The sequence below is a fragment of the Paenarthrobacter sp. NPDC058040 genome, assembly GCF_042885775.1.
Taxonomy (GTDB): Bacteria; Actinomycetota; Actinomycetes; order Actinomycetales; family Micrococcaceae; genus Arthrobacter.
The window spans coordinates 92,364-116,083 of the sequence record NZ_JBHVRN010000011.1 but is presented as its reverse complement, the minus strand read 5'-3'; the positions used below and the strand labels follow the sequence as shown (position 1 = coordinate 116,083).

At 64.6% G+C, this 23,720-nt stretch carries 20 protein-coding genes and 2 riboswitches; of the genes, 12 read left to right on the top strand and 8 right to left on the bottom strand.

Annotated elements, in window-relative coordinates; all coding sequences use genetic code 11:
* Window positions 1-11: 11 nt before the first annotated feature.
* The 4 genes from ACFVSJ_RS16520 to ACFVSJ_RS16505 form a co-directional block, all read right to left on the bottom strand.
* On the bottom strand, window positions 12-482 hold the full coding sequence (locus tag ACFVSJ_RS16520) for a hypothetical protein (RefSeq protein WP_387438025.1): 471 nt from the start codon (window positions 480-482) through the stop codon (window positions 12-14).
* A 208-nt stretch (window positions 483-690) separates the two neighbouring features.
* On the bottom strand, window positions 691-2,352 hold the full coding sequence (locus ACFVSJ_RS16515; RefSeq protein WP_387438024.1) for a DNA repair helicase XPB: 1,662 nt from the start codon (window positions 2,350-2,352) through the stop codon (window positions 691-693).
* 25 nt (window positions 2,353-2,377) lie between these two features.
* Window positions 2,378-4,843: a helicase-associated domain-containing protein gene (locus ACFVSJ_RS16510; protein WP_387438023.1), complete on the bottom strand. Its 2,466-nt coding sequence runs from the start codon at window positions 4,841-4,843 to the stop codon at window positions 2,378-2,380.
* Window positions 4,844-4,954: 111 nt separating this feature from the next.
* Complete coding sequence (locus ACFVSJ_RS16505; RefSeq protein WP_387438022.1) at window positions 4,955-5,170, bottom strand: hypothetical protein; 216 nt, start codon at window positions 5,168-5,170, stop codon at window positions 4,955-4,957.
* Between the two features lie 191 nt (window positions 5,171-5,361).
* Here ACFVSJ_RS16505 and ACFVSJ_RS16500 point away from each other — a divergent pair, with 191 nt between their 5' ends.
* Window positions 5,362-5,745 carry a cold shock domain-containing protein gene (locus ACFVSJ_RS16500; RefSeq protein WP_347109968.1) on the top strand — a complete coding sequence of 128 codons (384 nt, stop codon included), beginning with the start codon at window positions 5,362-5,364 and terminating at the stop codon, window positions 5,743-5,745.
* Window positions 5,746-5,752: 7 nt separating this feature from the next.
* A complete protein-coding gene (locus ACFVSJ_RS16495; protein ID WP_387438021.1) occupies window positions 5,753-6,391 on the top strand; it encodes a DUF3027 domain-containing protein in 639 nt (212 codons plus the stop codon).
* Window positions 6,392-6,479: 88 nt separating this feature from the next.
* On the opposite strand, the gene serC is transcribed toward ACFVSJ_RS16495, so the two are convergent.
* Entirely contained in the window at window positions 6,480-7,610 is a 1,131-nt protein-coding gene (serC, locus tag ACFVSJ_RS16490) for a phosphoserine transaminase (protein WP_387438020.1), read from the bottom strand.
* A 301-nt stretch (window positions 7,611-7,911) separates the two neighbouring features.
* On the opposite strand from serC, the gene ACFVSJ_RS16485 reads away from it, so the two are divergent.
* The 10 genes from ACFVSJ_RS16485 to ACFVSJ_RS16440 all read left to right on the top strand — a co-directional run bounded on the left by ACFVSJ_RS16485 (window position 7,912) and on the right by ACFVSJ_RS16440 (window position 21,275).
* Window positions 7,912-8,607 (top strand): metal-dependent transcriptional regulator, encoded by a 696-nt coding sequence (locus ACFVSJ_RS16485; RefSeq protein WP_387438019.1) that lies wholly within the window; start codon window positions 7,912-7,914, stop codon window positions 8,605-8,607.
* Window positions 8,608-8,837: 230 nt separating this feature from the next.
* Window positions 8,838-9,079: riboswitch (cyclic di-AMP (ydaO/yuaA leader) on the top strand.
* A gap of 4 nt (window positions 9,080-9,083) precedes the next feature.
* Complete coding sequence (locus ACFVSJ_RS16480; protein ID WP_387438018.1) at window positions 9,084-9,914, top strand: M23 family metallopeptidase; 831 nt, start codon at window positions 9,084-9,086, stop codon at window positions 9,912-9,914.
* Window positions 9,915-10,060: 146 nt separating this feature from the next.
* Window positions 10,061-10,219, top strand: a riboswitch (cyclic di-AMP (ydaO/yuaA leader).
* Between the two features lie 4 nt (window positions 10,220-10,223).
* On the top strand, window positions 10,224-10,955 hold the full coding sequence (locus tag ACFVSJ_RS16475; RefSeq protein ID WP_387438017.1) for a C40 family peptidase: 732 nt from the start codon (window positions 10,224-10,226) through the stop codon (window positions 10,953-10,955).
* A gap of 97 nt (window positions 10,956-11,052) precedes the next feature.
* Window positions 11,053-11,826 carry an NlpC/P60 family protein gene (locus tag ACFVSJ_RS16470; protein WP_387438016.1) on the top strand — a complete coding sequence of 258 codons (774 nt, stop codon included), beginning with the start codon at window positions 11,053-11,055 and terminating at the stop codon, window positions 11,824-11,826.
* A 231-nt stretch (window positions 11,827-12,057) separates the two neighbouring features.
* Window positions 12,058-12,558, top strand: a complete 501-nt coding sequence (locus ACFVSJ_RS16465; protein WP_387438014.1) for an HNH endonuclease — start codon at window positions 12,058-12,060, stop codon at window positions 12,556-12,558.
* A 42-nt stretch (window positions 12,559-12,600) separates the two neighbouring features.
* Window positions 12,601-13,488 carry an NTP transferase domain-containing protein gene (locus tag ACFVSJ_RS16460; RefSeq protein WP_387438012.1) on the top strand — a complete coding sequence of 296 codons (888 nt, stop codon included), beginning with the start codon at window positions 12,601-12,603 and terminating at the stop codon, window positions 13,486-13,488.
* The gene (locus tag ACFVSJ_RS16455; RefSeq protein ID WP_387438010.1) at window positions 13,485-14,840 is read left to right on the top strand and encodes a molybdopterin molybdotransferase MoeA; all 1,356 of its coding nucleotides are present in this window, start codon (window positions 13,485-13,487) and stop codon (window positions 14,838-14,840) included. The genes ACFVSJ_RS16460 and ACFVSJ_RS16455 overlap by 4 nt, the downstream gene beginning before the upstream one ends.
* Before the next feature lie 55 nt (window positions 14,841-14,895).
* Entirely contained in the window at window positions 14,896-17,202 is a 2,307-nt protein-coding gene (locus ACFVSJ_RS16450; RefSeq protein ID WP_387438009.1) for an FdhF/YdeP family oxidoreductase, read from the top strand.
* Between the two features lies 1 nt (window position 17,203).
* A complete protein-coding gene (gene fdhD / locus ACFVSJ_RS16445) occupies window positions 17,204-18,100 on the top strand; it encodes a formate dehydrogenase accessory sulfurtransferase FdhD (protein ID WP_387438007.1) in 897 nt (298 codons plus the stop codon).
* Window positions 18,101-18,248: 148 nt separating this feature from the next.
* A complete protein-coding gene (locus ACFVSJ_RS16440) occupies window positions 18,249-21,275 on the top strand; it encodes an alpha-mannosidase (protein WP_387438006.1) in 3,027 nt (1,008 codons plus the stop codon).
* 35 nt (window positions 21,276-21,310) lie between these two features.
* Here ACFVSJ_RS16440 and ACFVSJ_RS16435 read toward each other — a convergent pair whose 3' ends face one another.
* From ACFVSJ_RS16435 to ACFVSJ_RS16425, 3 genes are read right to left on the bottom strand one after another with little or no spacing between them, the layout of a single operon-like run.
* Window positions 21,311-22,111 carry an amino acid ABC transporter ATP-binding protein gene (locus ACFVSJ_RS16435; RefSeq protein WP_387438004.1) on the bottom strand — a complete coding sequence of 267 codons (801 nt, stop codon included), beginning with the start codon at window positions 22,109-22,111 and terminating at the stop codon, window positions 21,311-21,313.
* Window positions 22,098-22,757 carry an amino acid ABC transporter permease gene (locus ACFVSJ_RS16430; RefSeq protein ID WP_387438002.1) on the bottom strand — a complete coding sequence of 220 codons (660 nt, stop codon included), beginning with the start codon at window positions 22,755-22,757 and terminating at the stop codon, window positions 22,098-22,100. The genes ACFVSJ_RS16435 and ACFVSJ_RS16430 overlap by 14 nt, the downstream gene beginning before the upstream one ends.
* The gene (locus ACFVSJ_RS16425) at window positions 22,758-23,576 is read right to left on the bottom strand and encodes an amino acid ABC transporter substrate-binding protein (RefSeq protein WP_387438000.1); all 819 of its coding nucleotides are present in this window, start codon (window positions 23,574-23,576) and stop codon (window positions 22,758-22,760) included.
* Window positions 23,577-23,720: the final 144 nt, after the last annotated feature.

The window sequence follows — 23,720 nt, the reverse complement described above, 5'->3', positions numbered from 1 at the left end:
GCTGATGGTGGTCAGGCGGCAGCGGAAGCAGAGGCATCCGATGATGCGGACTTCGGCGGGAGCGGTTGCGGATTGAGGGCCACGGCCCGCGCCCGGTTGAACAGCCAGTAGGACATGAAGATGATCAGAAGGCCGGTGATCGGGTGGATGGCTGCTACCCACGATCCGGAGGGAGTGATGAAGTCCTCCGACGAGCCGGTGAGCATGCCGCCGATGATGAAGATGAACAACTGGACCCACGTCATCAGGAAGATGCCGGCCGCGAGCCAAATAGTCCGGGATCCCGCCCGGGCGATGGCGGCCACGATGACGGCCAGCAGCGCAACATAACGCAGCACGTATTGGCCGTTGACTACGTGATAAACGCCTGCCTCACGTTGGGCTTCGATGGTGTTTTGGAAGTGGAAGTAACCGGCAAAAAACAGTTGGGCAAGTGATGAGAGCAGGATGATGGCCGCAAGGACCAGGAGGGTCTTACGCATGGGGAATCCTCGGACAAAACTTCACGGATTCGTCTAGGCCTTCGAATCGCCGGCTCCCTGGCTGCGGGCTGCCCCCACCGCCGACGACTGGCCGCCAGGCTGCCTGGACCAAGGGCAACCCATCAGGGCGGAGAGCTTCACTTGGAATCGTAAAATTGCTGGAGATAAATAGCAAGGGCACTGCGCCCAATACGCCGGCCGGTACAGCTCAGCCCTGTTCCGTGCCCACGTCTTTTCCGATGTCCTTCGCGTCCATGATGCGGTATGCATAGCCTTGTTCCGCGAGGAATCTCTGGCGCTTCGCGGCGAAGTCCTGGTCCAGCGTGTCCCGGGCAACCAAAGAGTAGAACCGCGCCGCCCGCCCATCCTGCTTGGGCCGCAGCAGGCGTCCCAGCCGCTGCGCTTCCTCTTGGCGGGACCCGAACGAGCCCGAGACCTGGATGGCCACGGACGCCTCCGGGAGGTCGATGGAAAAGTTGGCCACCTTGGAGACCACCAGGGTCTGAATCTCGCCTTTGCGGAAAGCATCGAAGAGCTTCTGCCGGGCTTTGACGCTCGTCTCACCCTTGATCAAGGGCGCGTCCAAGCGCTCGGCGATCTCGTCAAGCTGGTCGATGTACTGGCCGATCACCAGCAGTTGCTCACCCTTGTGGGCCTCCACCAACTGTTCCACCAAGGCGGTCTTCGTTTCCGAGGTGGCGCACAGGCGGTATTTGTCCGCGTCGTCGGCCATGGCGTAGGCCACCCGTTCGTCGCGGGGCAGGTCTACCCGGACTTCCACGCAATCCGCCGGTGCAATGTACCCCTGGGCCTCAATGTCCTTCCACGGAGCGTCGTACCGTTTGGGCCCGATCAGGCTGAAGACTTCGCCTTCGCGGCCGTCCTCGCGGACCAAGGTGGCGGTCAGGCCGAGCCTTCGCCTGGCTTGCAGGTCTGCGGTCATGCGGAAGATCGGTGCGGGAAGCAGGTGGACTTCGTCGTAGATGATCAGGCCCCAGTCGTGGCCGTCCACGAGTTCCAAGTGCGGATACAGCCCGCCGCGCTTGGTGGTCAGCACCTGGTACGTGGCGATGGTGACGGGCCTGACTTCCTTGACTGCACCCGAGTATTCGCCGATCTCATCCTCGGTGAGCGAGGTCCGCTTGAGCAGTTCGTCCCGCCACTGACGGGCCGAGACGGTGTTGGTCACGAGGATCAGCGTGGTGGTGGAGGACGTTGCCATCGCTGCAGCCCCCACCAGCGTCTTGCCGGCACCGCAGGGAAGCACGACGACGCCGCTGCCGCCGGCCCAGAAGTTCTCCGTGGCCACCTTTTGGTACGGACGCAGCTGCCAATCGGTTTCGTCCAGCATGATCAGGTGTGGCTGGCCGTCAACATACCCGGCCAGGTCTTCGGCAGGCCACCCGAGCTTGAGGAGCAGCTGCTTCAACTGGCCACGCTGCGAGGAATGGACCACCACGGTTTCCCCGTCGATCCGCGGCCCGAGGAGTGGAGCGATCTTCTTGGCCCGGATCACTTCCTCCAGCACGGGGTAATCATCGGTCCGCATCACCAGTCCGTGTTGCGGATCCTTCTCGAGGCGCAGCCTGCCGTAGCGGGACATGGTCTCTTCGATGTCGATCAGCAAGGCGTGCGGGACGGGGAAACGCGAGTACTTCAGCAGCGTGTCCAGCACCTGTTCCGCATCCAGTCCGGCGGCACGCGCATTCCACAGTCCCAGGGGAGTGAGGCGGTAACTGTGCATGTGTTCCGGCGCGCGCTCCAACTCCGCGAACGCCGCAATGGCATGGCGGGCCTCGGTGGCCAGCTCATGGTCGACTTCCAGCAATATGGTCTTGTCGCTTTGAACGATCAGGGGACCGTCGGTCACTCTTGATTCCTCACGTCTGCGTTACTCACTTGTGCCGGTCTCCGGCGGGCTCCACATCAATGATCCTGTGGATGGACAACACCCGCTCGGTGTCCTTGCCGGGATCGAACACCCTGACCCTGCCTCCGGAGACGGATACCGGCACCACAGTTTCGGTGTTCGAGTTGCCCAGGCTGTCCACCACGTTCATGGTGACGGCCTGCTTGAGCCTGATCGCCTTCTGCAGGGTTTCCAGGCCGAGCTGTGTTGACGCCTCTCCCGTCCCGTCCGCCGGGACGCTGCGGTGCTGCCGAAGAATGGACAACTGCGCCTCGACGTCGTCGTCCGGCGGTGCCGTTCGCGGTGCCGTGTATACCGGGCGCGCGCTGCCCGCCACCGCTGTGGTCCGCTTGAAACGCACGACGGCGGGTTCCACCTCCTGCACGGCGGGCGACAGTCCCAGCTCGCGCAGCACGCGCGCCGTTTCGCGGGGACTGGCGGATGAGGTGAGGACCGTGGGAGCGATGCGGACCAGGCTCAAAACCGAAGTCCGGGCCTCCAAGAGGAGCTCGGCAATGGCTGATTCGTCGTCGCTCTGGATGAAGCTTGCACTCGTGCTGACGCGGAGCCGCCCATGCCGGGATGCGGTGTCCTGAACCAGGTAAGCGAGCGGCTGGGGCACTTCCGTTGCCGAATGTTCGCGCAGGAAAACCAACAGCGATTCCGCGTCCTGTCCGGCGTCGAGCGCCCGGCGGATGCTCTCGGCAGAGAAACGGTAGATGGACGCTGGTCCCTGCCCCTCGGCGTCGGCCATGAGCAGCAGCGTCTCGCTGAGTTCCGGCGCCAGGTAGCCCGGCGCCACCGCCGTCAGGTCCGCCTGCAGCAGGATGTGGTTGACGGCCGCGGGCAGGTGCTCGCCAAGAATGGTCAACGCTTCTTCGGGATGACCTGTGGCGAGGGCCGAACCAAGTTGCGTAAAGGCCCCGGATCCCATCAGCCCCAGAAGCGTGGCCTCCTCGAGGATGCCTTTGACCAGGGAACTGAAGCGCCGGGACATCCTCGGCTGGGTCCATTCTGCGCGCTGCAACACGGCACGGGCATCCAGGACGGGCGCCTTGCCATCGGGGGCGGCGGCTTCAACCGTGAGTTCGTGCAATATTTCCAGGATCCTTCGGCGGACCACGGGCGCGTCGGGCCGTTGTGCTTCGGCGGACAAGGCGTTGATGGTGGTTCCGGCGGCGCCCTGATGGCTGCTTGGGGTGCTGCCTGCCAGGGGCTGGCCCACCAACGATGGTGCACGCTCACTGGCCAGCCAGGCGTTGACCAGCCACAGCCACTGCTCCTGACGCGGCAACGTCAGCCATTCAAGCGATGGCGGCTGAACCCAGGTGGAACTGTCCACATCCAGGCGCAACAGTCCTGCGAGGGCGCAGAGTTCCAGCAGGATGGCGGTCTGGTGCACCCCACAGCGGATGGACTCCGCGAGCCGCCGCAACTCGCGCACGCCAACGCCGCCGCTGCGCAGCGTGGCCAAGGGCTGCTCCCGGACGGCAAAGAGCAGCTCGTTGGCCAAGCGCAGAGTTTCGGCAATGGCCCCCATGGCCGCGTTGCGCCGCAGGGCCGCGCTCGTGTGCCCGAGTTCCGGAACAGGCGGCGTCAGGGTGAAATCGTCAACAATGGCGCCGCCCCGCAAGGCAATTCCCACGCTGTGGGGCAGCTCCACGTGCCCGGCATCCAGGGGAACCAGCAGGCCGCGGGCCAGCAGCCAGTCGACAGGCCCGACGTCGGCGCTCTCGTGGGTGACGGAGGCACGCCTTTGCGCTTGGGGCACGGCGCCCATTGCCCAGCTGCCGAACTTGTCCAGGAGTCCGGTGGTCCTTTCAGGTGCGCCGGCCAGGATCTGGTGGACGCCTTCCGGCGTGGAGGTCCAGCGCTGCAGCGAGAGGGCGGCGTCCATGGGCGTGCTGGCCGGATGGACACCCAGGCCGCTGTGATGGAGTTCGCCCACCAGTTGGACCACGCGCTGCGCGAACGCCGGCTGGAGCCTGACGAGTTCGGTGTAGCTGCGCCCGAGTCCTGCGGGGTAGATGCCGATGACGTCCTTGAGGCTTCCAACGGGAAGATAGAACTTTTGCCGTGAACTGGCAGGAGGATGGGTGGCTGGCGGCGCTTCCGCGCGATGGATGAGCGCCAGTTCCTGCAGCTTGGCCAGGATGGGCTCCAAAGCGGAGAGCGTGGACCCGGCAATGGCTCTCTTCAGTCCTGCGGCCGAAACACTGTGGCCAGTGTCCGTGTTGGTACACAAATGGAGGGTTTCCAGGACCTGCATCTCAGGTTTGGTGAGGCGTTCCAAAGCCCGCTGCACACTGACGCGGGCACTTGCCCGCGCCGCCAGGGCTGCGAAATCAGGCGCCATGGGCGAGATCAGGTCCGGCCGCGCGGCAAACAGAGCCCGCAGCGAGGCGTCGCTGCGCGTTTCAAGTTCCTTGCTGAGCGCGCGAATGAGGGACATCACTCCAAATTTACCGCCACCTGGGCCGGTCTCCACCGTTGCGGGGCCCGCTCTGCGTCCTTGGCTCGTGTTTTGGCACGCAGAGAGGGCCTCGCAACGCGGGGGGGTCGGCTAATGACGACGGCGCTGGCGGACGGCATCCACCACGGGAACAACGGCGAGCATGAAGGCCACGGGAAGTCCGTACAGCGCGGTGGAGGTAATCCACACGGGCGCAATCCCTCCGTTGAAGGCAATGGCCATGACGGCGGCAACAGCGGCCAGGGAAATGATGGCAACGGCAGCGGCGGCAATCGTGAGGGGGCGGCGGTAACCCGGGGAAGTCATGGCTCAACGCTAGCTGTTCGCCGGCAGGCGGCGCTACGCCGGACGTTGGAAGCGGGATTAGGGTGTCCGGCAGGATAACCTTGAAGGAACAGACCCACACGGACAGGGCTGTCACCCTCGATCCCGCAGGACTCTGTGGATGCGGTGGCGGCCCGACGTGTTTCCACGCAAGAACGAAGAAGGTTGATTACGTGCCCACCGGCAAGGTCAAGTGGTATGACAAGGAAAAGGGCTTCGGATTCCTCGCGGCCGAAGACGGCCAGGAAGTATTCCTGCCCAAGACGTCCCTGCCCGCAGGCGTCACCGAGCTGAAGGCCGGCACCCGCGTGGAGTTCGGCGTTGCGGACGGCCGTCGCGGAGCCCAGGCCCTGGGCTTGCGGGTCCTGGACAAGACCCCGTCCATTGCCAAGGCAAAGCGCATGAACGCCCGTGATCTTGCACCGTTGGTGCAGGACCTGGTCTCTGTCCTGGACAACTTGTCCGGTACGTTGTCTTCGGGAAAGTACCCGGAGGGCAACAAGGCCAAGGCCATCGGAATGGCGCTGCGCAAGGTTGCCGACGAGCTGGAAGCCTAGGACCGCCATGACATCGGAATCCGCACAGGAAATTCAGGCCGGGAGGGACGCGCAGGAAGCCCCTGCCGAAGACTCCGCAGCCCAGGCTCCTGCAAACGGAGACGCCCCTGCCAACAGGGTTGCCCCCGTGCGGACGCCCGCCGAACCCAAGGTCGCGGCTCCCAAGCCGCGCTCCGGCGTTCCCGTGTGGCGCACCGGCAAGCCGGACGCCTTCCTGGCTGCCGCCGTCGAGGTTGCACGCCAGGCAGTGGAAGGCATCGCGAACCGTGGGGAAGTAGGTGCCCACCTCGGAGCCAAATCGGAAGGCGACCGGGTGGTGACCCACCTCTTCGAATCCAAGCTCGCAGGCTACGGCGGCTGGCAATGGTATGCCGTGGTCACCCGCAACTCCAGGTCCAAGATCGTGACCGTCAGCGAGCTGGGGCTCTTGCCCTCGGAAGATTCCATCCTCGCGCCGGAATGGGTGCCGTGGGCCAAACGGGTCCGTCCGGAGGACGAGACTCCGTTGGTTGAAGAGACCGAGGAAGACGTCGCCGAGGAAGCGGTCAAGGCGGCCGAAGACGACGCCCAGCTGGATGAGGACGCGGACGACGCCGAAGAGATTGGGGCTGACGAGGACGCGGACGGCTCCGGCGAAGACGGCTAGCTTCAACGGAACACAGAAAAGGCGCCTGGCGGGAAGTTCATTCCCGGCAGGCGCCTTTGTTCGTTTCCGGCGTTGGGCCGTGGAACCGTTACTTCTTCAGTTCGCCAACGACGTAGTCGATGCTGGCGAGCAGTGCCGAGACGTCGTCCGGCTCGATGGCCACGAACGTGGCGATCCGGAGCTGGTTGCGGCCCAGCTTGCGGTAAGGCTCGGTATCAACCACGCCGTTCGCGCGCAGCACCTTGGCGATGGCGGCTGCGTCGATTGAATCGTCGAAGTCGATGGTGGCAATGACGTTGGAGCGTTCGTCTGCATTGGCAACAAACGGCGTGGCGTATTCGGAGGCCTCGGCCCAGGAGTAGACGCGGCTGGCGGAATCCGCCGTGCGCTTGCTCGCGAAGTCCAGGCCTCCGTTGTTGTTGAGCCACTGCACCTGGGCATCCAGCGTGACCAGCGTGGACAGCGAAGGCGTGTTGTAGGTCTGGTTCAGCTTGGAGTTGTCGATCGCCGTCTGCAGGTCTAGGAAATCGGGGATCCAGCGGCCGCTCGCCTTGACCCGGGCAGCACGCTCCAGGGCGGCGGGGGAGAAGAGGCCAAGCCACAGGCCGCCGTCGGAAGCGAAATTCTTCTGCGGTGCGAAGTAGTAGACGTCGGATTCGGAGACGTCCACGTCCAGGCCACCGGCGGCGGAGGTTGCATCCACCAGGACCAGTGAGCCCTCATCGGCGCCGTCCACGCGCTTGACCGGGGCGGCAACGCCGGTGGAGGTCTCGTTCTGCGGCCAGGCGTAGACGTCCACACCGGCCTCTGCCTTGGGCGTGGGGCGCGTTCCAGGCTCGGACTTGATGATGGAGGACTCGTCCAGGAAAGGGGCCTTGTTGGTGGCGGACGCGAACTTGGAACCGAATTCGCCGAAGGAGAGGTGCTGGGCCTTCTTTTCCACCAGGCCGAACGCAGCAACGTCCCAGAACGCGGTGGATCCGCCGACTCCGAGCACAACTTCGTAGCCTTCGGGTGCGCGGAAGAACTGGCTGAGGCCCTCGCGGACCGAACCCACGAGGTTCTTGACCGGAGCCTGGCGGTGCGATGTACCGAGGATGGTGGTGGCCGCGGCCGACAAGGCTTCGACTTGCTCCGGGCGGACCTTGGACGGTCCTGCGCCGAAGCGTCCGTCCTTGGGCAGCAGGTCGGCGGGAATGGTGATGCTGTTGTCGCTCACGGGTGGCTCCAATGGGTATCGGTCAAAGATGGGTCGTGGCAGGTGGCATCAGCTGCCCCTTCGACTCCCCAATTCTGCCTGACATGGCGCGCGGGCAGGAACCTGCGGCTGTCATAGTCCGCCACGTGGGACGGTGCCGTTTGCCTGGGCAGGGAGCCGGGGTGGGGGATTATTCAGAGTAATTCCAAATAAGCTAAGCTGGAGGAGGCGTCATGGGGCGGCGCCAAGGGACCGGCCGCCCCGACTGGACGCGGTACGGTGGACACTACGCGAGAACTGCGTTCGAGGAGAGCTGAGCTGGATGACGGATCTGATCGATACCACTGAGATGTATCTTCGGACCATTTTGGAGCTTGAGGAAGAGAACATCGTGGCTCTTCGGGCACGCATTGCCGAGCGCCTGCGCCATTCCGGTCCCACCGTTTCCCAAACCATCGGCCGCATGGAGCGCGATGGCTTGGTAATCGTGTCCAACGACCGCCACCTGGAGCTGACCGAGGTTGGCCGGAAGCGTGCCACTGAGGTCATGCGCAAGCACCGCCTGGCAGAACGCCTCCTGGCCGACGTCATCGGCTTGGACTGGGCCTATGTCCACGACGAAGCCTGCCGCTGGGAGCACGTCATGAGCGAGCGGGTTGAGCGCCGGCTGTACGAGCTGCTGGAGCACCCCACAGAGTCGCCCTACGGCAACCCCATTCCGGGCCTCGAAGCGCTCGGCGGACTTGCCACCCAGGTCTCCCTGCGTGGCGATGTCAACCTCCTTCAGGCCATGGACTCCTACGCTTCGGACTCACGTGTCGTGGTGAGCAGGCTGGCGGAACCCATCCAGGTTGAACCCGAACTGCTGACCCAATTGGATGAGGGTGGGATCCGGCCGGGAGCGGCAGTTTCCTTGGAGCGGGTAGGGGAGTATATCTCGGTGCGCGTCCCCGGCATCGAGGGGGCACTCGAGCTCCCGCCCGAGGTCGCAGCCCACGTCTTCGTGGCGGTTGGCTGAACGTAGAACTTTTGAGGCACCCTTCCGAAAGGACGGGTGCCTCTGTTGTTTCCTCCATGTTGGAGTGTCACATCTCACTCCGGCTGCCGGGCGGAACGGTGTGACCTGCGGTTTCCGCCAAAAAGTGATAAGGGCATCGGCAGGAAAACGGCGTGACAGAAGATAACGAATTTATTACCGAAGGCTTTAATCGCCTATAGTTGTCTACTAGCGCCGATACCAAAGCGTTACCTGATCTGGAGCCGAGCTCTGCCAGCAGATCAGGGGTGTTATCCACTACTGGCAGAGGCGGGGGAACCACAATCGGCTGCCTGAAGAAGCAGCCTTGGGGTGAAGTCCGCAGCAGCAGTGCCTACTTACGCAATTCCCTCCCGGGATACCTGTGTGCCGTATGCGCTGTGTGCGGGCCGGGTCTTTGCACTCTCTGATCCGAATCCGACAGCTAACTTCGCAGGCTTTCAAGAGAGGAACAGAGTTTGACATCGCAGAACGTCAGGGGCCGCCGACGCGCGTCCGGCCCCGCTGCTGAGCTGCGGCCAGCCCGCGCAGTAACGGAGATCCGGCCTCGCGACACCCAGCGTCAGGTGCGCCGCCGTAAGAGCCCGTTGCGCCAGGTTGCCGATTTCGCCGCAGCCAGTGGCGTAGGGCAGAAAGCCGGAGTGGCCTTGGCCGCTACGGGCCTTGCCCTCACTGTCGGTCTGCCGGCCACGAGCCCCGTGATGGCCACCTCCGAGTCGGGCCAAACAGAAGCCGCGCTTGCGGTAGCCGGTGGCAGCCAGCCTGAAGTTTCCGCGGCGGCCTCGGCAAAAATCGACTTCAGCCGCGCGGCGGTGGCCACCAAGGCCGATCCCGACGGCAAGCTTAAGCAACTGCTCAGCGCCCAGTCTGTTGGCAGCATCCAGGCCAGCTCGTCCAAGGGCACCCTTGGCAGCCCGCTGGATACGTTGACCACGGCCTCGCCGTTCGGCTACCGGGTCAGCCCCTTGACAGGCGGTACCGGGGACTTCCACCGCGGCCAGGACTTCGTGGCCCAGTGCGGTACGCAGGTCCACGCGGCTGCGGCCGGGAAGGTCACGTTCGCCGGCTGGCACGAGTACGGCGGCGGTAACCGCGTAGTAGTGGATCACGGCAACGGCCTCGAGACCACGTACAACCACCTGTCGTCCTTCAATGTCAAAGTAGGGCAGACCGTCAGCCGCGGCGATGTTGTGGCCCTGAGTGGCACTACAGGGGCTTCCACGGGCTGCCACCTGCACTTCGAGGTCCAGGTCAACGGCGAAGTCGTGGACCCCATGGGCTGGCTCTAAGCAAAGTCGATGGTCGTCTATCGCATTCTCGACACACCCCGTGACCTGAATGTGACATTCACGTTCAACTGTTGTACCGTCTAAAGCGCATCGGCTTTTTAGGGGGCCGATGCACTTGAGTGGATTGCCTAGCTCTGCCACCACTCAGGATCCGTTCGCAAAATTCGTCTGGCAGGGGCGGGGGAACCACTTTTGGTCTTCGAAAGAAGGCCTTGGGGTTAAGTCACAAAGCTTCCCGAAGCTCGTGGCCGGATGACTCCCATCCGAATCCGACAGCTCACCTCGCAGGCATTGGGAGAGGCTACCTACGTGTCATCACGCACTACCCCTGCGCGCCACCGCGCCGCGACGGTTCACCCGTTGAACACTCTTTCGAAGGCTGTTTCAACCAACGCCGGAACCGTTGGCCGCCAGGCCGCAGTTCTCGCCGCAGCCTCCGGCCTCGTCCTCAGCGTCGGCCTTCCGGCCCAGGCAGCTGACACGGACGTTTCCAAGGCCGAGACGAGCACGCAGCAGCTCCTCACCACCGAGGTTGTCACTGCAGAGCCCACCGCCACCGTTTCCTTCGAGAGCCCCGTCGTGGCCACCAAGGAAGCCCCGAAGATCCAGCGCGCTTCGCAGGCAACCCAGCGCTCCCAGAGCACCGGTGACCAGGCCGCAGGCGCCATCACCGCACAGTCCTCCGAAGCCAAGGATTCGGCCTCCAGCGCCGCAGCATCCGGCCTCGCCGCCATCGCCTACACGGGCATCGGCCACCCCTACGTTTGGGGCGGCACCACCCCCAACGGCTGGGACTGCTCCGGCTTCACCCAGTGGGTCTACGCCCAGGCCGGCATCAGCATCCCCCGCGTCAACGCCTGGACGGCCATGAAGCCCACCAGTACCCCGCAGCCGGGCGACCTGGTCATGCAGAATGGCGGCGCGCACGTTGGTATCTACGTCGGCAACGGCATGATGATCAGCGCACTCAACCCGAGCCAGGGAACCTTGCTCCACTCGGTGGCTTCCACTGGCACGTCTTCATTCTTCACCCTCCGCTAAAACCCGTTCGGGGTACGCCAGCATGCCCCCCAAGTGCTGGCTTGCCCACAAACCGCGTGTGTCCCCAACCGCTCGCGGAAACGAAAAGAGATTAAAAATGACCAGTGCACACAAGGTTGCACGGCACCGAGCTGAGGCACCCAAGACCAGCTCGCTCGCCGTGATCGCGAAGGCTGTCAGCGACAACGCCGGTGGCGTCGGTCGCCAGGCAGCGGTCATCGCTGCTGCTTCCGGACTGGTCTTGACCAGTGGCGTTGCCGCGAACGCTGCGGATACCAACGTCCAGCGTGAGTCCACGGCTACCACGGCCCTTGACGTCCAAGCCGTGGCGCAGTCCACCATCGCCGCTGATTCCACCGTGGCCATCTCTTACGAGAGCCCGGTTGTCACCACGGTGGAGGCTCCGGCTCCCGTTGTGGAGAAGGCGGCCCCGAAGGCGGAAGCCTCAACAGCATCCGGATCGAACGCCTCCGGTGCCAACGCCACGCTGGCAGTCAACAACACAGCTGCCGCCGCAAAGGCTCCCGCAGCTTCCAGTGGCCTCGGTGCCGCCATCGCCGCTGCGGCTTACGCCCAGCTTGGCGTGACCCAGGACTGCACCATGCTGGTCACCAACTCGTTGGCCGCCGTGGGCATCCACTTCCACGACTGGCCTGCCGGCTACCTCTCCCTGGGCCGCACCGTCAGCGCCGCCGAAGCCCAGCCCGGCGACCTCGCCTACTACGCCAACGGTGGCTACGGTGGAATGGCGCACATCGCCGTCTACGTGGGTAACGGAATGGCGGTGCACGGTGGATGGAACGGATCCACCACCGCACTCTTCAGCGTCAACGTGGGCTCCGGTCCGGTCTTCATCCGCGTGAACGGCTGACACAGCTTCAACAGGAACGCCCCGCAGGAATCCCTGCGGGGCGTTCCGCATTTAAGGCCCCAGAGGTGTCCCGCACGTGAACATTCGCCGACACTGCCTTGGAACCGGCCCGAAAATTCGTTGATACGGCATATAAGTGCTTACCCTTATGGTGTCGATCCACAGCCCGTACATGCAGAGGGCAGCCGGCCCTCGTGCCCCTGACGGGTGCGGCCGTGAAGAGGTACGTGCATGCGCACACTCGTTCTGAATGCTGGATATGAACCGCTGGCGGTAATAACATTCCGCCGGGCGCTGGTCCTTGTGCTGACTGGGAAAGCAAGCGTAGTGGCCGAAGGCGACGAGCCTGTCGTCGGGCCACAGGAGATTCTCGGACGCCCCTCCGTGATCCTCCTCAACCGCTACATCCGCCCCAGGTACAACAGGATCACTGCCGTGAGCCGCCGCGGTGTACTCCGCCGTGACGGCCATCGCTGCGCCTACTGCGGTAAAACAGCGCACACCATAGACCACGTCCACCCCAAATCCAGGGGCGGCGCGGATTCCTGGGAAAACCTGGTTGCGGCGTGTTTGAAATGCAACAACGCCAAGAGCGACCATACCCCCGCCGAGATGGGCTGGAAACTTCGGTTCACCCCCGGCGTTCCCAAGGGGACCATGTGGCAGATCAAAGAACTCGAGAAACCTGCGCCGGACTGGGACCCGTTCCTTTTGCCGGAATCCGCTGCCTGATCGATTTCTGTTGCCCTCCACCCGTACAGGTAATCTGGGCGGATGGAGTTCAACGCCGTGATCCTGGCGGGTGGCAGGGCCACCCGCCTCGGTGGCGTGCCCAAGCCCGCGTTAAGGTACGACGGCGCCAGCCTCCTTTCGCATGCGCTGGACGCCGCCCGGGGTGCTTCGGAGATCGTGGTGGTGGGCCCAGGTCAGGAGGGTCTTCCCGACGGAGTCCTGTCCGCCCGTGAAGAACCCGCGTATGCAGGACCCGCTGCGGCCATTGCTGCCGGGTTGGCCGTCCTTGCCGGCGCGGGCCCGGCGCCGTGGACGTTGGTGGTTGCCTGCGACATGCCGCATGCTTCCGCGGGCGTGGAAACCCTGCAGAGGGAATTGGCGGGACACCAAGGCACCGAAGGAGCCATGGCCGTCTCTTCAGACGGCCGCCAGCAACCCCTGCTCGGCATCTACAGCACCAGTGCGCTGGAACGGGAAGTCGCTTTGGCCAAGGAAGGTTCGGGGTTAACGAACGCGTCAGTCTTCCGGCTGCTTGCTAGGCTGAATGTGCTGGCTGTAGCTGTTCCGGAAGGCTCCACGGACGACGTGGATACGTGGGAGGACGCAGCGGCCTTGGGCATTGACAACCACTTGGAGGCAGACGTGAAGAGCCAGGACGAGACACTTGAGGAATGGTGCCGCACCTTGCTGCAGGCCTTTGAGCTTGAAGGCGTCGACGTGGACGTCAACGAAATCCTTGCCGTAGCGGGAGTGGCAGCCCATTCGGTGGTACGTCCCGCAGCCCCGCTGACCACGTTCATTGCGGGGTACGCGGCCGGGATGGCCCGGGGAATCGGCCAGGCCAACGATGATGCCGCCATGGCGGCCGCCCTCGACCTTGCCCGCCGGTTGGCCAAGCAATACGCGGAGCCCGAGGCCGAAACCGAATGACGGAGGCCCCCGAACAGGGCCACCATTCGGCGCATACCTGGCAAGAGGCCCGGCAGCGTGCGTTCGACGTCGCCACCCCCATACCCCCGAGCCCTGTTCCGCTGCGCGCAGCATTGGGGCGGACCCTTGCCCAGGACGTCCTCGCGCTGCAGGACATGCCGCACTATGCGTCCTCGGCCATGGACGGTTGGGCGGTCAATGGCAGCGGACCGTGGATCCTCAATGAGCCTGGCCAGCGCCTGGCGCCACACCAAGCCAGCCCGATCGTCACGGGCGGCCTCGTTCCACCGGGAGCCAAAGCCGTCCTTCGAAGCGAAAGTGGCGTCATCACCACCGACGACGACGGCTTGCCGGTTTTGGCGCTTGGCGGCACCGCCAAGCCGGGGGAGCCGCGCAACGGACAACACATCCGTAAGGCGGCGGAGGAAGCCGCCGCGGGTGAGGTCCTGCTGAAGAAGGCAACGGTGCTGAACCCTGCCCACCTTGCCGTCGCCGCCTTGGCTGGCCTGGACGAACTGCCTGTCCTGGGCAAGCCCGTGGTGAGGTTCCTGCTGACCGGGTCCGAAGTGGTTGAGCAGGGCGTCCCTGCACCCGGCCAGGTCAGGGACACCTTCGGGCCGCAACTGGGATCAGTGGTGGAGCTTCTTGGCGGGATTGCCGGCGGGCAATTCCGGGTGGGCGACAACTTTGACGACTGGCTGTCAGCGTTGCAGGACGCCGAGCCAGTCGGCAAGGCTGGTCCCACGGAACTGCCGTTCGAGGCAGAGCCGCCTGCCGACGTCGTTATTACCACCGGGGGGACCGGACGCTCGGGAACCGACCACTTCCGGAAAGCCGTGGGTGAGCTGGGCGGACGGTTGCTGATCGACGGGATCGCCATGCGTCCGGGGCATCCGGCTGTGTTGGCGGAACTGCCGGATGGCCGCTTTATCCTCGGCCTGCCGGGGAACCCGCTCGCCGCCATGATGGCCTTGTTTACGGTGGGCGGTCCGCTGCTCGCAGCCTTGGGCCACGGCCGCCTCGGGGATGTGGGCGAGGTACCGTGCGGTTCAATGATCGACGCCGATCCAGGCCGCACGCGCTTGATGCCGTTCAAGCTGGTTTATGGACTGGCCTCGCCTACGCAGCACGCCGGGCCCGGAATGATGCGCGGATTGGCGGGAGCGGACGGCGTCATGGTGGTGCCGCCCCATGGAGTCCAGATGGGGGAGTTGGTTCCGGCGTTCCCGCTGCCGTGGGGGAAGCCGCTGCCAACGCCCAAAGCTGCCGATGACAAAGCCCGCAAGCCGCCGGTCCGCCCACAGAGGAAGGCGCCGACGGGGCCTGTTGACTGGAGTGCGCTGGACGCCTGACGCTGTCCGTGGACCCGGGTGGCGACTTTGCCGCCCGGCTTGTAATGATGGACACATGAACAGGCATGCCCCAGAACAGGACATCAACGAGGATGACCTGCAAATCCACCCGCCCAAACGAGCAGCCGCCGGCCTGAAGGCCGTGAGCGTTGCCCTGGAGCGCGGCTATTCCCAGGCCGGGGTCGCCCGCACCGTCCGCTCCATGCTCCGGGTCAACCAGCGGGACGGCTTCGACTGCCCGGGCTGCGCTTGGCCCGAATCCATTACGGGACGGCGAAGCCCCGCGGAATTCTGTGAAAACGGCGCCAAGGCCATCGCGGAGGAAAGCACCACCCGCACCGTCGGCGGGGAATTCTGGGCGAAGCATTCCCTCGCGGATCTGGAAGACAAGACGGAATACTGGCTGGGCAGCCAAGGCCGTATCTCGGAACCCGTAGTCATCCGCCCTGGCGACACGCACTATTCGCCGATCAGCTGGACAGAGGCGTTTTCGCTGATCGGGGAGCACATCAACGCTTCCACGCCTGATCGCTGTGCCTTCTACACGTCGGGCCGGACGGCCAATGAAACCGCGTTCATGTACCAGCTGTTTGCACGGAGCCTGGGTACCAACAACCTGCCGGACTGCTCCAACATGTGCCACGAGTCTTCCGGGAGTGCACTCAACCCGACCATCGGCATCGGCAAAGGCACGGTATCCCTGGAGGACATCCATCATTCGGAGCTCGTCTTCGTGGTGGGACAAAACCCAGGCACCAACCACCCCCGCATGCTGTCGGCACTGCGTGACTGCAAGAACAACGGGGGCAAGGTTGTTGCCATCAACCCGCTCCCCGAGGCCGGGCTGCTCAACTTCAAGGATCCGCAGTCCCTCAACGGCGTCATCGGCGGCGGAACCACCATCGCCGACGAGTTCCTGCAGATCAAGGTGGGCGGCGACCTGGCCCTGTTCCAGGCGCTGGGCCACCTGCTGCTGGAAGAGGAGAAGCGCAACCCGGGTACCGTCGTCGACAAGTCGTTCATCGGCAAGCAGACAGAGGGTTTCGAAGCCTACGTAAGGGCCCGCTCCGTGCTCGATTGGGACGAAACCGAACGGGCAACGGGGTTGTCCCGTGAAGAAATCACCAAGATCGCAGGCATGATGGCCGCCTCCAAGGCAACCATCATTTGCTGGGCCTTGGGACTGACCCAGCAGCCGCACTCCGTGGACACGCTCAAGGAGATCATCAACCTGCTCCTGCTCCAGGGAAACTTCGGTAAGCCCGGCGCGGGTGCCTGCCCGGTGCGCGGCCACTCCAACGTGCAGGGCGACCGCACCATGGGCATCTGGGAAAAGCCCAAGGAACAGTTCCTTGCCGCCTTGGACACAGAGTTCGGATTCCGGATGCCACGCGACCACGGCTACGACTCGGTGGAAACCCAGCACGCCCTGGAAAAGGGCGACGTGGACGTGTTTGTTTCCATGGGCGGAAACTTTGCGGCGGCGGGTTCTGATACCAATGCGCTGGAGGCCGGACTCAAGACTGCGGGCCTCACGGTCCACATTTCCACCAAGCCAAACCGGGCCCACGTTGTCCACGGCAAGACGTCCCTGATTCTTCCCACCCTGGGCCGGACGGACACGGACGACAAACACCCCAAAGGCAAGCAGTTCCTGTCGGTGGAAGACTCCATGTCCGTGATCCACAAGACGCAGGGACGGCTTGAACCCGTTTCCGAACACCTGCTGAGCGAGCCCGTGATCGTCGCCCGAATGGCGCAGGCAACGCTCGGGGATGACCACGAGGTGGACTGGCGCGCCATGGCCGAGGACTACGACGTGATCCGGGACCACATTTCCCGCGTCATTCCCGGTTTCGAGGACTTCAATACCCGGGTGCGGACCAAGAACGGCTTCGTCCTGCCCAACCCGCCGCGCGATACCCGGACGTTCGCTACGGACATCGGCAAGGCCCGCTTCACGGTAAGCCCGCTGGAGTACTTGGAAGCGCCCGCGGGTCACTTGATCCTGCAAACAGTGCGCAGCCACGACCAGTACAACACCACGTTCTATGGCCTGGATGACCGGTACCGCGGAGTATCCGAGGCCCGCCGGGTGGTCCTGGTCCACGAGGAGGACCTCGCGGAGCTCGGATTCGGGGACCGCGACCTGGTGGACGTCATTTCCACGTTTGCCGGCACCGAGCGGCGGGCCAACAAGTTCCGCCTCGTCGCCTACCCGACGGCCAAGGGCTGCGCAGCCGCCTACTTCCCGGAGGCCAATGCGCTGGTCCACCGCGAACTCGTGGCGCGGGAGTCCAATACGCCGGGCTACAAGGCGATGACCGTGCGGTTCGTTCCGCATCACGAGGAAGAAGCCTGACATGGGACGCGTTACCCAACGCCGCAAACTGCACAAGTTCGTCCTGGACGGATCACCCCAGGCCCTGGAGCATCCCGTCCGGTACAAGGAGGATGTCCTTGCCGTGGAGGAGCCGCTGGAAATCCGGCTGGGGGAGATGTCCTTCTCGGTGACCATGCGGACTCCAGGCGACGACTTTGACCTCGTGGCCGGGTTCCTGGTCTCCGAAGGCGTCATCTGGGAGCCCGGGCAGTTGGTCTCGGAGCGCTTCTGTGCGGGGGAGGACGAGGACGGCGTCCAAACGTTCAACGTGGTGGACGCCCAGTTGCGTCCCGACGTCGAACGTCCTGAGACGGGCCGCAACGTGTACACCTCAAGTTCGTGCGGCATTTGCGGCACGGACTCGATCGAGGCCGTCCGCAAGTCCTCGCACCACAGCCCCAAGGAAGATCCCGTGACTGTGCCGGTGCAGTCATTGGCGGCCCTTCCGGACAGGCTCAGGGAAGCCCAGGCGGTTTTTGCCAAGACGGGCGGGGTGCATGCTGCCGGACTTTTCCGGATTCACGACGACGGCACCTCCGAGCTGCTCTGCCTGCGGGAAGATGTGGGTCGCCACAACGCGGTGGACAAGGTCATCGGCTGGGCCTTGCGGGCCGGCAAGCTGCCCCTCCAAGGCACGGTCCTGCAGGTTTCCGGACGGGCATCCTTCGAGCTCGTGCAAAAGGCAGCCATGGCCGGCATCCCCGTGCTGTCCGCCGTCAGCGCACCTTCGAGCCTTGCCGTGGAACTGGCAGCGGAAACGGGAGTCACGTTGGCAGGATTCAGCCGCGGCCACAGCATCAACGTGTACGCGGGAGTTGAGCGCATTCTCCAGGACGCAGCCATTCCCGCAGCAGGAGGCCTGGCCCATCAGGGATAGACTCCCATCACTTGGCTATTGCGCTGGAACAACGTAGATTTTATCCATCGAATGGAATCGCCGGTGGGCCCGGAACGTCACCTCTTTGACGGGTCCAGTCCCGCCGCCAACCAGTCCCGCCGCCCAGCTCATGCCAAAGGGGATTTAATTGCACGACGACCGTCGGATCACTGAACAGCGTCTCGATCGATTCGTTCGGGAACGCCTTCTTCCGGCCATTTATGGCAGGTCCGTGCCCCTTGAACTGAGCAGCTGGGATGCGCCGGGCGAACCTGTCCCGGCCGCTGAAGCGCTGCGCCAGATGTTCACGCCCCAGGAGCCCGGTGCGGCGTGGGGCAGAGCATGGAGCACCAAGTGGCTCCGGCTCCAGGGCGAGGTTCCCGAGGGCTGGGGTGTCTCCGAGGACACCACGGTGGAGATCATCGTGGACCTTGGCTTCAACAGCGACGCCCCGGGATTCCAGTGCGAAGGGACCGCTTGGCGCGCTGACGGAAGCATCATCAAGGCAATCTCGCCGCGCAACTATCACGTCCCCCTCAAACTTCTGGGTGGCGGGCTGTCCGTGGACTTCTATGTTGAAGCCGCCGCCAACCCGGATGTCGCGCAAGGGTGGTCCTTCGCTCCGACTCCGTTGGGAGACAAGGCCACCTCCGGTGATGCACCCCGTTACCGGCTGGGCCGCATCGCCATCGCCGAACTCAACGAGGCCGTCTGGGAGTTGAACCAGGATGTCTGGACCCTCACCGGCCTCATGCATGAACTTCCCATGGAGCTGCCCCGCCGCCACGAGATCCTGCGGGCCCTGGAGCTCATGCTGGATGTCATGGATCCGGACGACATCGCCGGAACCGCCGCCGAGGGCCGGGCCGTGCTCGCAGAAGTCTTGAAGCGCCCCGCGTACGCCTCGGCCCACGAGCTGCTGGCCACTGGCCACGCCCACATCGATTCCGCGTGGCTGTGGCCGGTCCGGGAAACCATCCGCAAGTGTGCCCGAACCTTTTCCAACGTGGTTGCTCTCATGGATGAGGACCCCGACTTCGTTTTCTCCTGCTCTTCGGCCCAGCAGATGGCGTGGATCAAGGAGTACTTCCCGGAGCTCTTTGTCCGCATCCGGGAGAAGGTCAAAGCCGGCCAATTCGTTCCGGTAGGCGGCATGTGGGTGGAATCGGACACCAACATGCCCGGCGGTGAGGCCATGGCCCGGCAGTTCGTGGAAGGCAAGAGCTTCTTCAGGCGCGAGTTCGATGTTGAATGCGAGGAAGCCTGGCTGCCTGATTCCTTCGGTTACTCCGGGGCCTTGCCGCAGATCGTGAAGTCCGCCGGGTCCCGGTGGTTCCTGACGCAGAAGATTTCCTGGAACAAGGTCAACAGGATGCCGCACCACACCTTCACGTGGGAGGGAATCGACGGAACCCGGCTCTTCACGCACTTCCCGCCCGTGGATACCTACAACGCGGAGCTGCACGGCCGGGAGCTCGCCCATGCAGAGCGCAACTACCGCGATCACGGCCGGGGAACCATGTCCCTGGTGCCGTTCGGCTATGGCGACGGCGGTGGTGGGCCGACGCGCGAAATGGTGGCGGCCGCGCACCGCACGGCAGACCTGGAAGGTTCGCCCAAGGTGCGGATGGGCACCCCCAAGGACTTTTTCACCAAGGCCGAAGCGGAGTACACCAACCTCCCCGTCTGGGTGGGCGAGATGTACCTGGAGATGCACCGGGGAACCTACACCAGCCAGGCCAAGACCAAGAAAGGGAACCGACGCAGCGAACACCTCCTGCGGGAGGCTGAGCTGTGGTGCTCCACGGCCGCTGTCCGTGTGGGCCACCCTTACCCGGCGGCGGAGCTCAAGCGGCTCTGGCAACTGGTACTTCTCCAGCAGTTCCACGACATCCTGCCGGGCAGCTCCATCGCCTGGGTCCACCAGGATGCAGAACGCAACTATGAGGCGATCGCCCGGGATCTTGAAGCCTTCATCGCCGAAGCTGCACGGGCACTGGTGGGCCAGGGTGACACGGAGTTCCTGCTCAACGCGGCACCCCACAAGCGGCACGGGGTGCCGGCGCTGGGCGTGGCGGAATCCATCCGCCCGGAGGCCGTGGTGGAGGCGACGGAGGAGTCCGGTGGCTATGTCCTGGATAACGGCGTGGTCCGCGCCGTCCTCGACGCCAGTGGCCTGCTGACCTCACTCATCGACCACGCCAGTGGTCGGGACGCCATTGCACCCGGCCAGGCGGGCAACCTCCTGGAGCTTTTCCGGGACACCCCGAACGAGTGGGACGCCTGGGACATCGAGGAGTTCTACCGGCGCAACGTTACCCGGCTGACCGACGTCGAAAGCATCGCCCTGGAGCGCACGGCGAGCGGCGCCGTCGTCGTAGTTAAACGGGCCGTTGGCGCATCGACCATCACCCAGCGCGTCACCTTGGATGCCGGTGCGGAGTCGCTGGGCATCTCCACCGAGGTGGATTGGCAGGAACGCGAAAAGATGCTGAAGATCGCCTTCCCGCTGGACGTACGGGCGGACCAATCGGCCTCTGAGACGCAGTTTGGCCACGTCTTCCGGCCCACCCATACCAATACATCGTGGGATGCTGCCAAATTCGAGATCTGTGCCCACCGGTGGATCCACGTTGCAGAGCCCGGGTACGGAGTGGCTGTCAGCAATTCTTCAAGCTACGGGCACGATGTCACCCGGGCCGTGCGCGAAGACGGTGGAACGACGACGACGGTCCGCACCTCGCTGCTGCGCTCGGCAAAGTTCCCGGACCCCGAGGCAGATCGTGGCCAGCACACCCTGGATGTTTCCATCAGGCCCGGCGCCGGGATCGCCGATGCCGTGGAAGAGGGGTACCGGACAAACCTCAAGCCGCGATTCGTCCGCGGCAAAGATGCAGTGGAACCGCTGGTGGCGGTGTCCAACCCGGCGATCGTGGTGGAAGCCGTGAAGCTTGCCGAGGACGGCTCCGGCGATGTGATCGTGCGGCTGTACGAATCCCTGGGGCAACGGTCGAAGGGCACGGTGTTGGCCAACTTCGAATCGGTCGGCGCAGTGGCAACGGACCTGCTTGAGCGGCCCGTTGAAGCACGTGGCGTGGAATGTTCGCCGAGCGCGGCCGAGTTGACGCTCCGGCCGTTCCAGCTGGTGACGCTGCGGTTCTCGCGCGAGGCGTAACGCGTGACGCCAGGGCCGGCCGCCCTGGCGTCAGCCTAAACGTCGTGTTGGAGCCGCTTCACGAAGAGCTTGGTGCGTTCCTGCCGGGGCGCCCGGAGCACTTCGGCTGCGGGACCGCGTTCCACCACCACTCCGCCGTCCATGAAGATGACTTCGTCGGCGACATGCTGGGCGAAAGCCAGCTCGTGCGTCACGATCACCATGGTCCAGCCTTCTTCGGCGAGCTCCTTGATGACGCCCAGGACGTCGCCCACCAGCTCGGGATCGAGCGCCGAGGTGGGCTCGTCGAAGAGCAACAGCTGCGGCTTGAGCGCCAGCGCGCGGACGATGCCGACACGTTGCTGCTGGCCACCGGAGAGTTCAAAGGGGTAGGCATCGCGCTTGTCGGCCAGGCCAACCCGGTCCAGCAGCCGCTCCGCGTCTGCGATGGCCTCGGCGCGGGGACGTTTCTGGACCTGCACGGGGCCCTCGATGATGTTCTTCAGCACGGTCATGTGGGGGAACAGGTTGTAGTGCTGGAAAACCATGGCGCTGCGGTCCCGCAGCGCGGCGATGTCCTTCTTGCCCACCTTGGTGCTGAAGTCGATGGAGAGGCCGCCCTCGGCGCCGTCGTCCCCGAAGGCGACCGTGCCGGCGTCGGGAATTTCCAATCCGTTGAGCGAGCGGAGGACGGTGGTTTTGCCCGAACCGGACGGACCGATCAGGGCAACCACCTGGCCGCGGCGGATGTCGATGTCGATGTCGCGCAGCACCACGTTGCTGCCGAAGGCTTTGGCAAGGTTTCGGGCCGTCAGGACCGGAACCGGACGGGGGTGCGGAGTCTCAGTGGGCGACATAGCGGTCCAATCTCCGTTCCACGGCGGACTGTGCCGTGGAAAGGACAAGGCAGATCACCCAGTAGACCAAGGCCGCCTGCAGATACAGGACCATGAATTCCTGGCTGAATGCGGCGATCTGCTGGGCGTTGCGGAACAGTTCGGTGACCAGGATCAGCGAAGCGAGCGAGGTGTCCTTCACCAACGAAATGAAGGTGTTGGACAGCGGCGGGACGGACACCCGGGCGGCCTGGGGGAGGATGATCCGAACCAGGGTTTGCCTGCTGGACATGCCGATGGTGTGCCCGGCCTCCCATTGGCCCTTGGGTACGGACAGAATGGCCGCACGGATGATCTCGGCCGCGTAGCCGCCCACGTTGAGCGAGAACGCGATGATGGCGCTGGGCCAGGGATCAAGCTTCACCCCCATGCTGGGGAGGCCGTAGAAGATCACGAACAACTGGACCAAGAGGGGAGTGCCGCGGATGACGGACACGTAGAAGCGTCCGATGCCCGAGAGCAGCCAATTCGGACTGAGCCGCATCAATGCCACCACGAGGGCCAGCACCAAACCGAAAGCGAAGGACAGCAGGGTCAGGGGAATGGTGCCCGTGACGGCCCCCGTGATGATGGGCCCGAAGGAACTCCAGACGAGGTCCCAGTTCATCTACTTGGAGACGTCCGCGCCGAAGTACTTGTCCGAGATCTTTGCCAGGGTGCCGTCAGCCTGCAGGTCGGCAAGGGCCTTGTCCACGGCCTTGGTCAGTTCAGTGGAACCCTTGCGGAAGACGAAGGCGCTCTCGGTCTTGTCCGGGGCCTCGGCGGCCACCTTGAGTCCGGAGTCCGGCGTGGTCTTGGCGTAGTCCAAGTACGTGAGCTTGTCATTGACTGTGGCGTCCACGCGGCCCTGCTGGACCAACGTTGCCGCCTGGGCCCAGCCCTCGACTGCCTGCACGTTGGCGCCGGCGTCCACGGCCATCTTGTAGAAGTTGCTGGTGAGGGACTGGGCCGTGGTCTTGCCCTTGAGGTCCGCGAAGCTGTTGATGCTCGAGTTGTCCGACTTGGTTACGACGACGCCCGTGGAGATGGTGTACGGGCTGGAGAAGTCGTACTTGGCCTTGCGGTCCTCGTTGATGGAGATCTGGTTGGCGATCGTGTCGAAGCGCTTCGCGTCGAGTCCGGCGAAAATGCCATCGAACTGCGTCTCCTGGAACGTTGCCTTCACTCCAAGCTTCTCCGCCACTGCCTTGGCGATTTCGACGTCGTACCCGGTCAGTTCGCCCGCGCCGTTGGCGTGGAAGCTGAAGGGACGGTAGGTGCCCTCGGTGGCGATGACCAGTTCACCCTTGGACTTCACATCGGAGAGGGACGTATCGCCACCCGACTGGGACGGAGTGGATCCGCCACCGCCGCAGGCGGAGAGGGCGAGGGCCACAGAAGCCATGGTAGCGGCCAGGACAGAGCGACGGGAACGGAGACTGGTCATGAAAGCCATCTTAGCCACGGCCCCTGTCTGGCTCATTGCGCCGACGCGGGCGAGGCCGCAAAAGTGCCGTTAAAAAGGCTGAGTGGGGGCGGTCCCCAACAGCCCGCCACCACTCATCCCCCCAATTGTGATCATGAGGGCGCC

Bases quoted from the DNA above. Each gene is read 5' to 3' on its own strand.
- ACFVSJ_RS16425 (WP_387438000.1), bottom strand. From the start codon at position 23,576: ATGACCAGTCTCCGTTCCCGTCGCTCTGTCCTGGCCGCTACCATGGCT.
- ACFVSJ_RS16450 (WP_387438009.1), top strand. From the start codon at position 14,896: ATGAACAGGCATGCCCCAGAACAGGACATCAACGAGGATGACCTGCAA.
- ACFVSJ_RS16485 (WP_387438019.1), top strand. From the start codon at position 7,912: ATGACGGATCTGATCGATACCACTGAGATGTATCTTCGGACCATTTTG.
- ACFVSJ_RS16470 (WP_387438016.1), top strand. From the start codon at position 11,053: ATGACCAGTGCACACAAGGTTGCACGGCACCGAGCTGAGGCACCCAAG.
- ACFVSJ_RS16520 (WP_387438025.1), bottom strand. From the start codon at position 482: ATGCGTAAGACCCTCCTGGTCCTTGCGGCCATCATCCTGCTCTCATCA.
- ACFVSJ_RS16435 (WP_387438004.1), bottom strand. From the start codon at position 22,111: ATGTCGCCCACTGAGACTCCGCACCCCCGTCCGGTTCCGGTCCTGACG.
- ACFVSJ_RS16510 (WP_387438023.1), bottom strand. From the start codon at position 4,843: ATGTCCCTCATTCGCGCGCTCAGCAAGGAACTTGAAACGCGCAGCGAC.
- ACFVSJ_RS16455 (WP_387438010.1), top strand. From the start codon at position 13,485: ATGACGGAGGCCCCCGAACAGGGCCACCATTCGGCGCATACCTGGCAA.
- ACFVSJ_RS16460 (WP_387438012.1), top strand. From the start codon at position 12,601: ATGGAGTTCAACGCCGTGATCCTGGCGGGTGGCAGGGCCACCCGCCTC.
- ACFVSJ_RS16505 (WP_387438022.1), bottom strand. From the start codon at position 5,170: ATGACTTCCCCGGGTTACCGCCGCCCCCTCACGATTGCCGCCGCTGCC.
- fdhD (WP_387438007.1), top strand. From the start codon at position 17,204: ATGGGACGCGTTACCCAACGCCGCAAACTGCACAAGTTCGTCCTGGAC.
- ACFVSJ_RS16495 (WP_387438021.1), top strand. From the start codon at position 5,753: ATGACATCGGAATCCGCACAGGAAATTCAGGCCGGGAGGGACGCGCAG.
- ACFVSJ_RS16430 (WP_387438002.1), bottom strand. From the start codon at position 22,757: ATGAACTGGGACCTCGTCTGGAGTTCCTTCGGGCCCATCATCACGGGG.
- ACFVSJ_RS16465 (WP_387438014.1), top strand. From the start codon at position 12,058: ATGCGCACACTCGTTCTGAATGCTGGATATGAACCGCTGGCGGTAATA.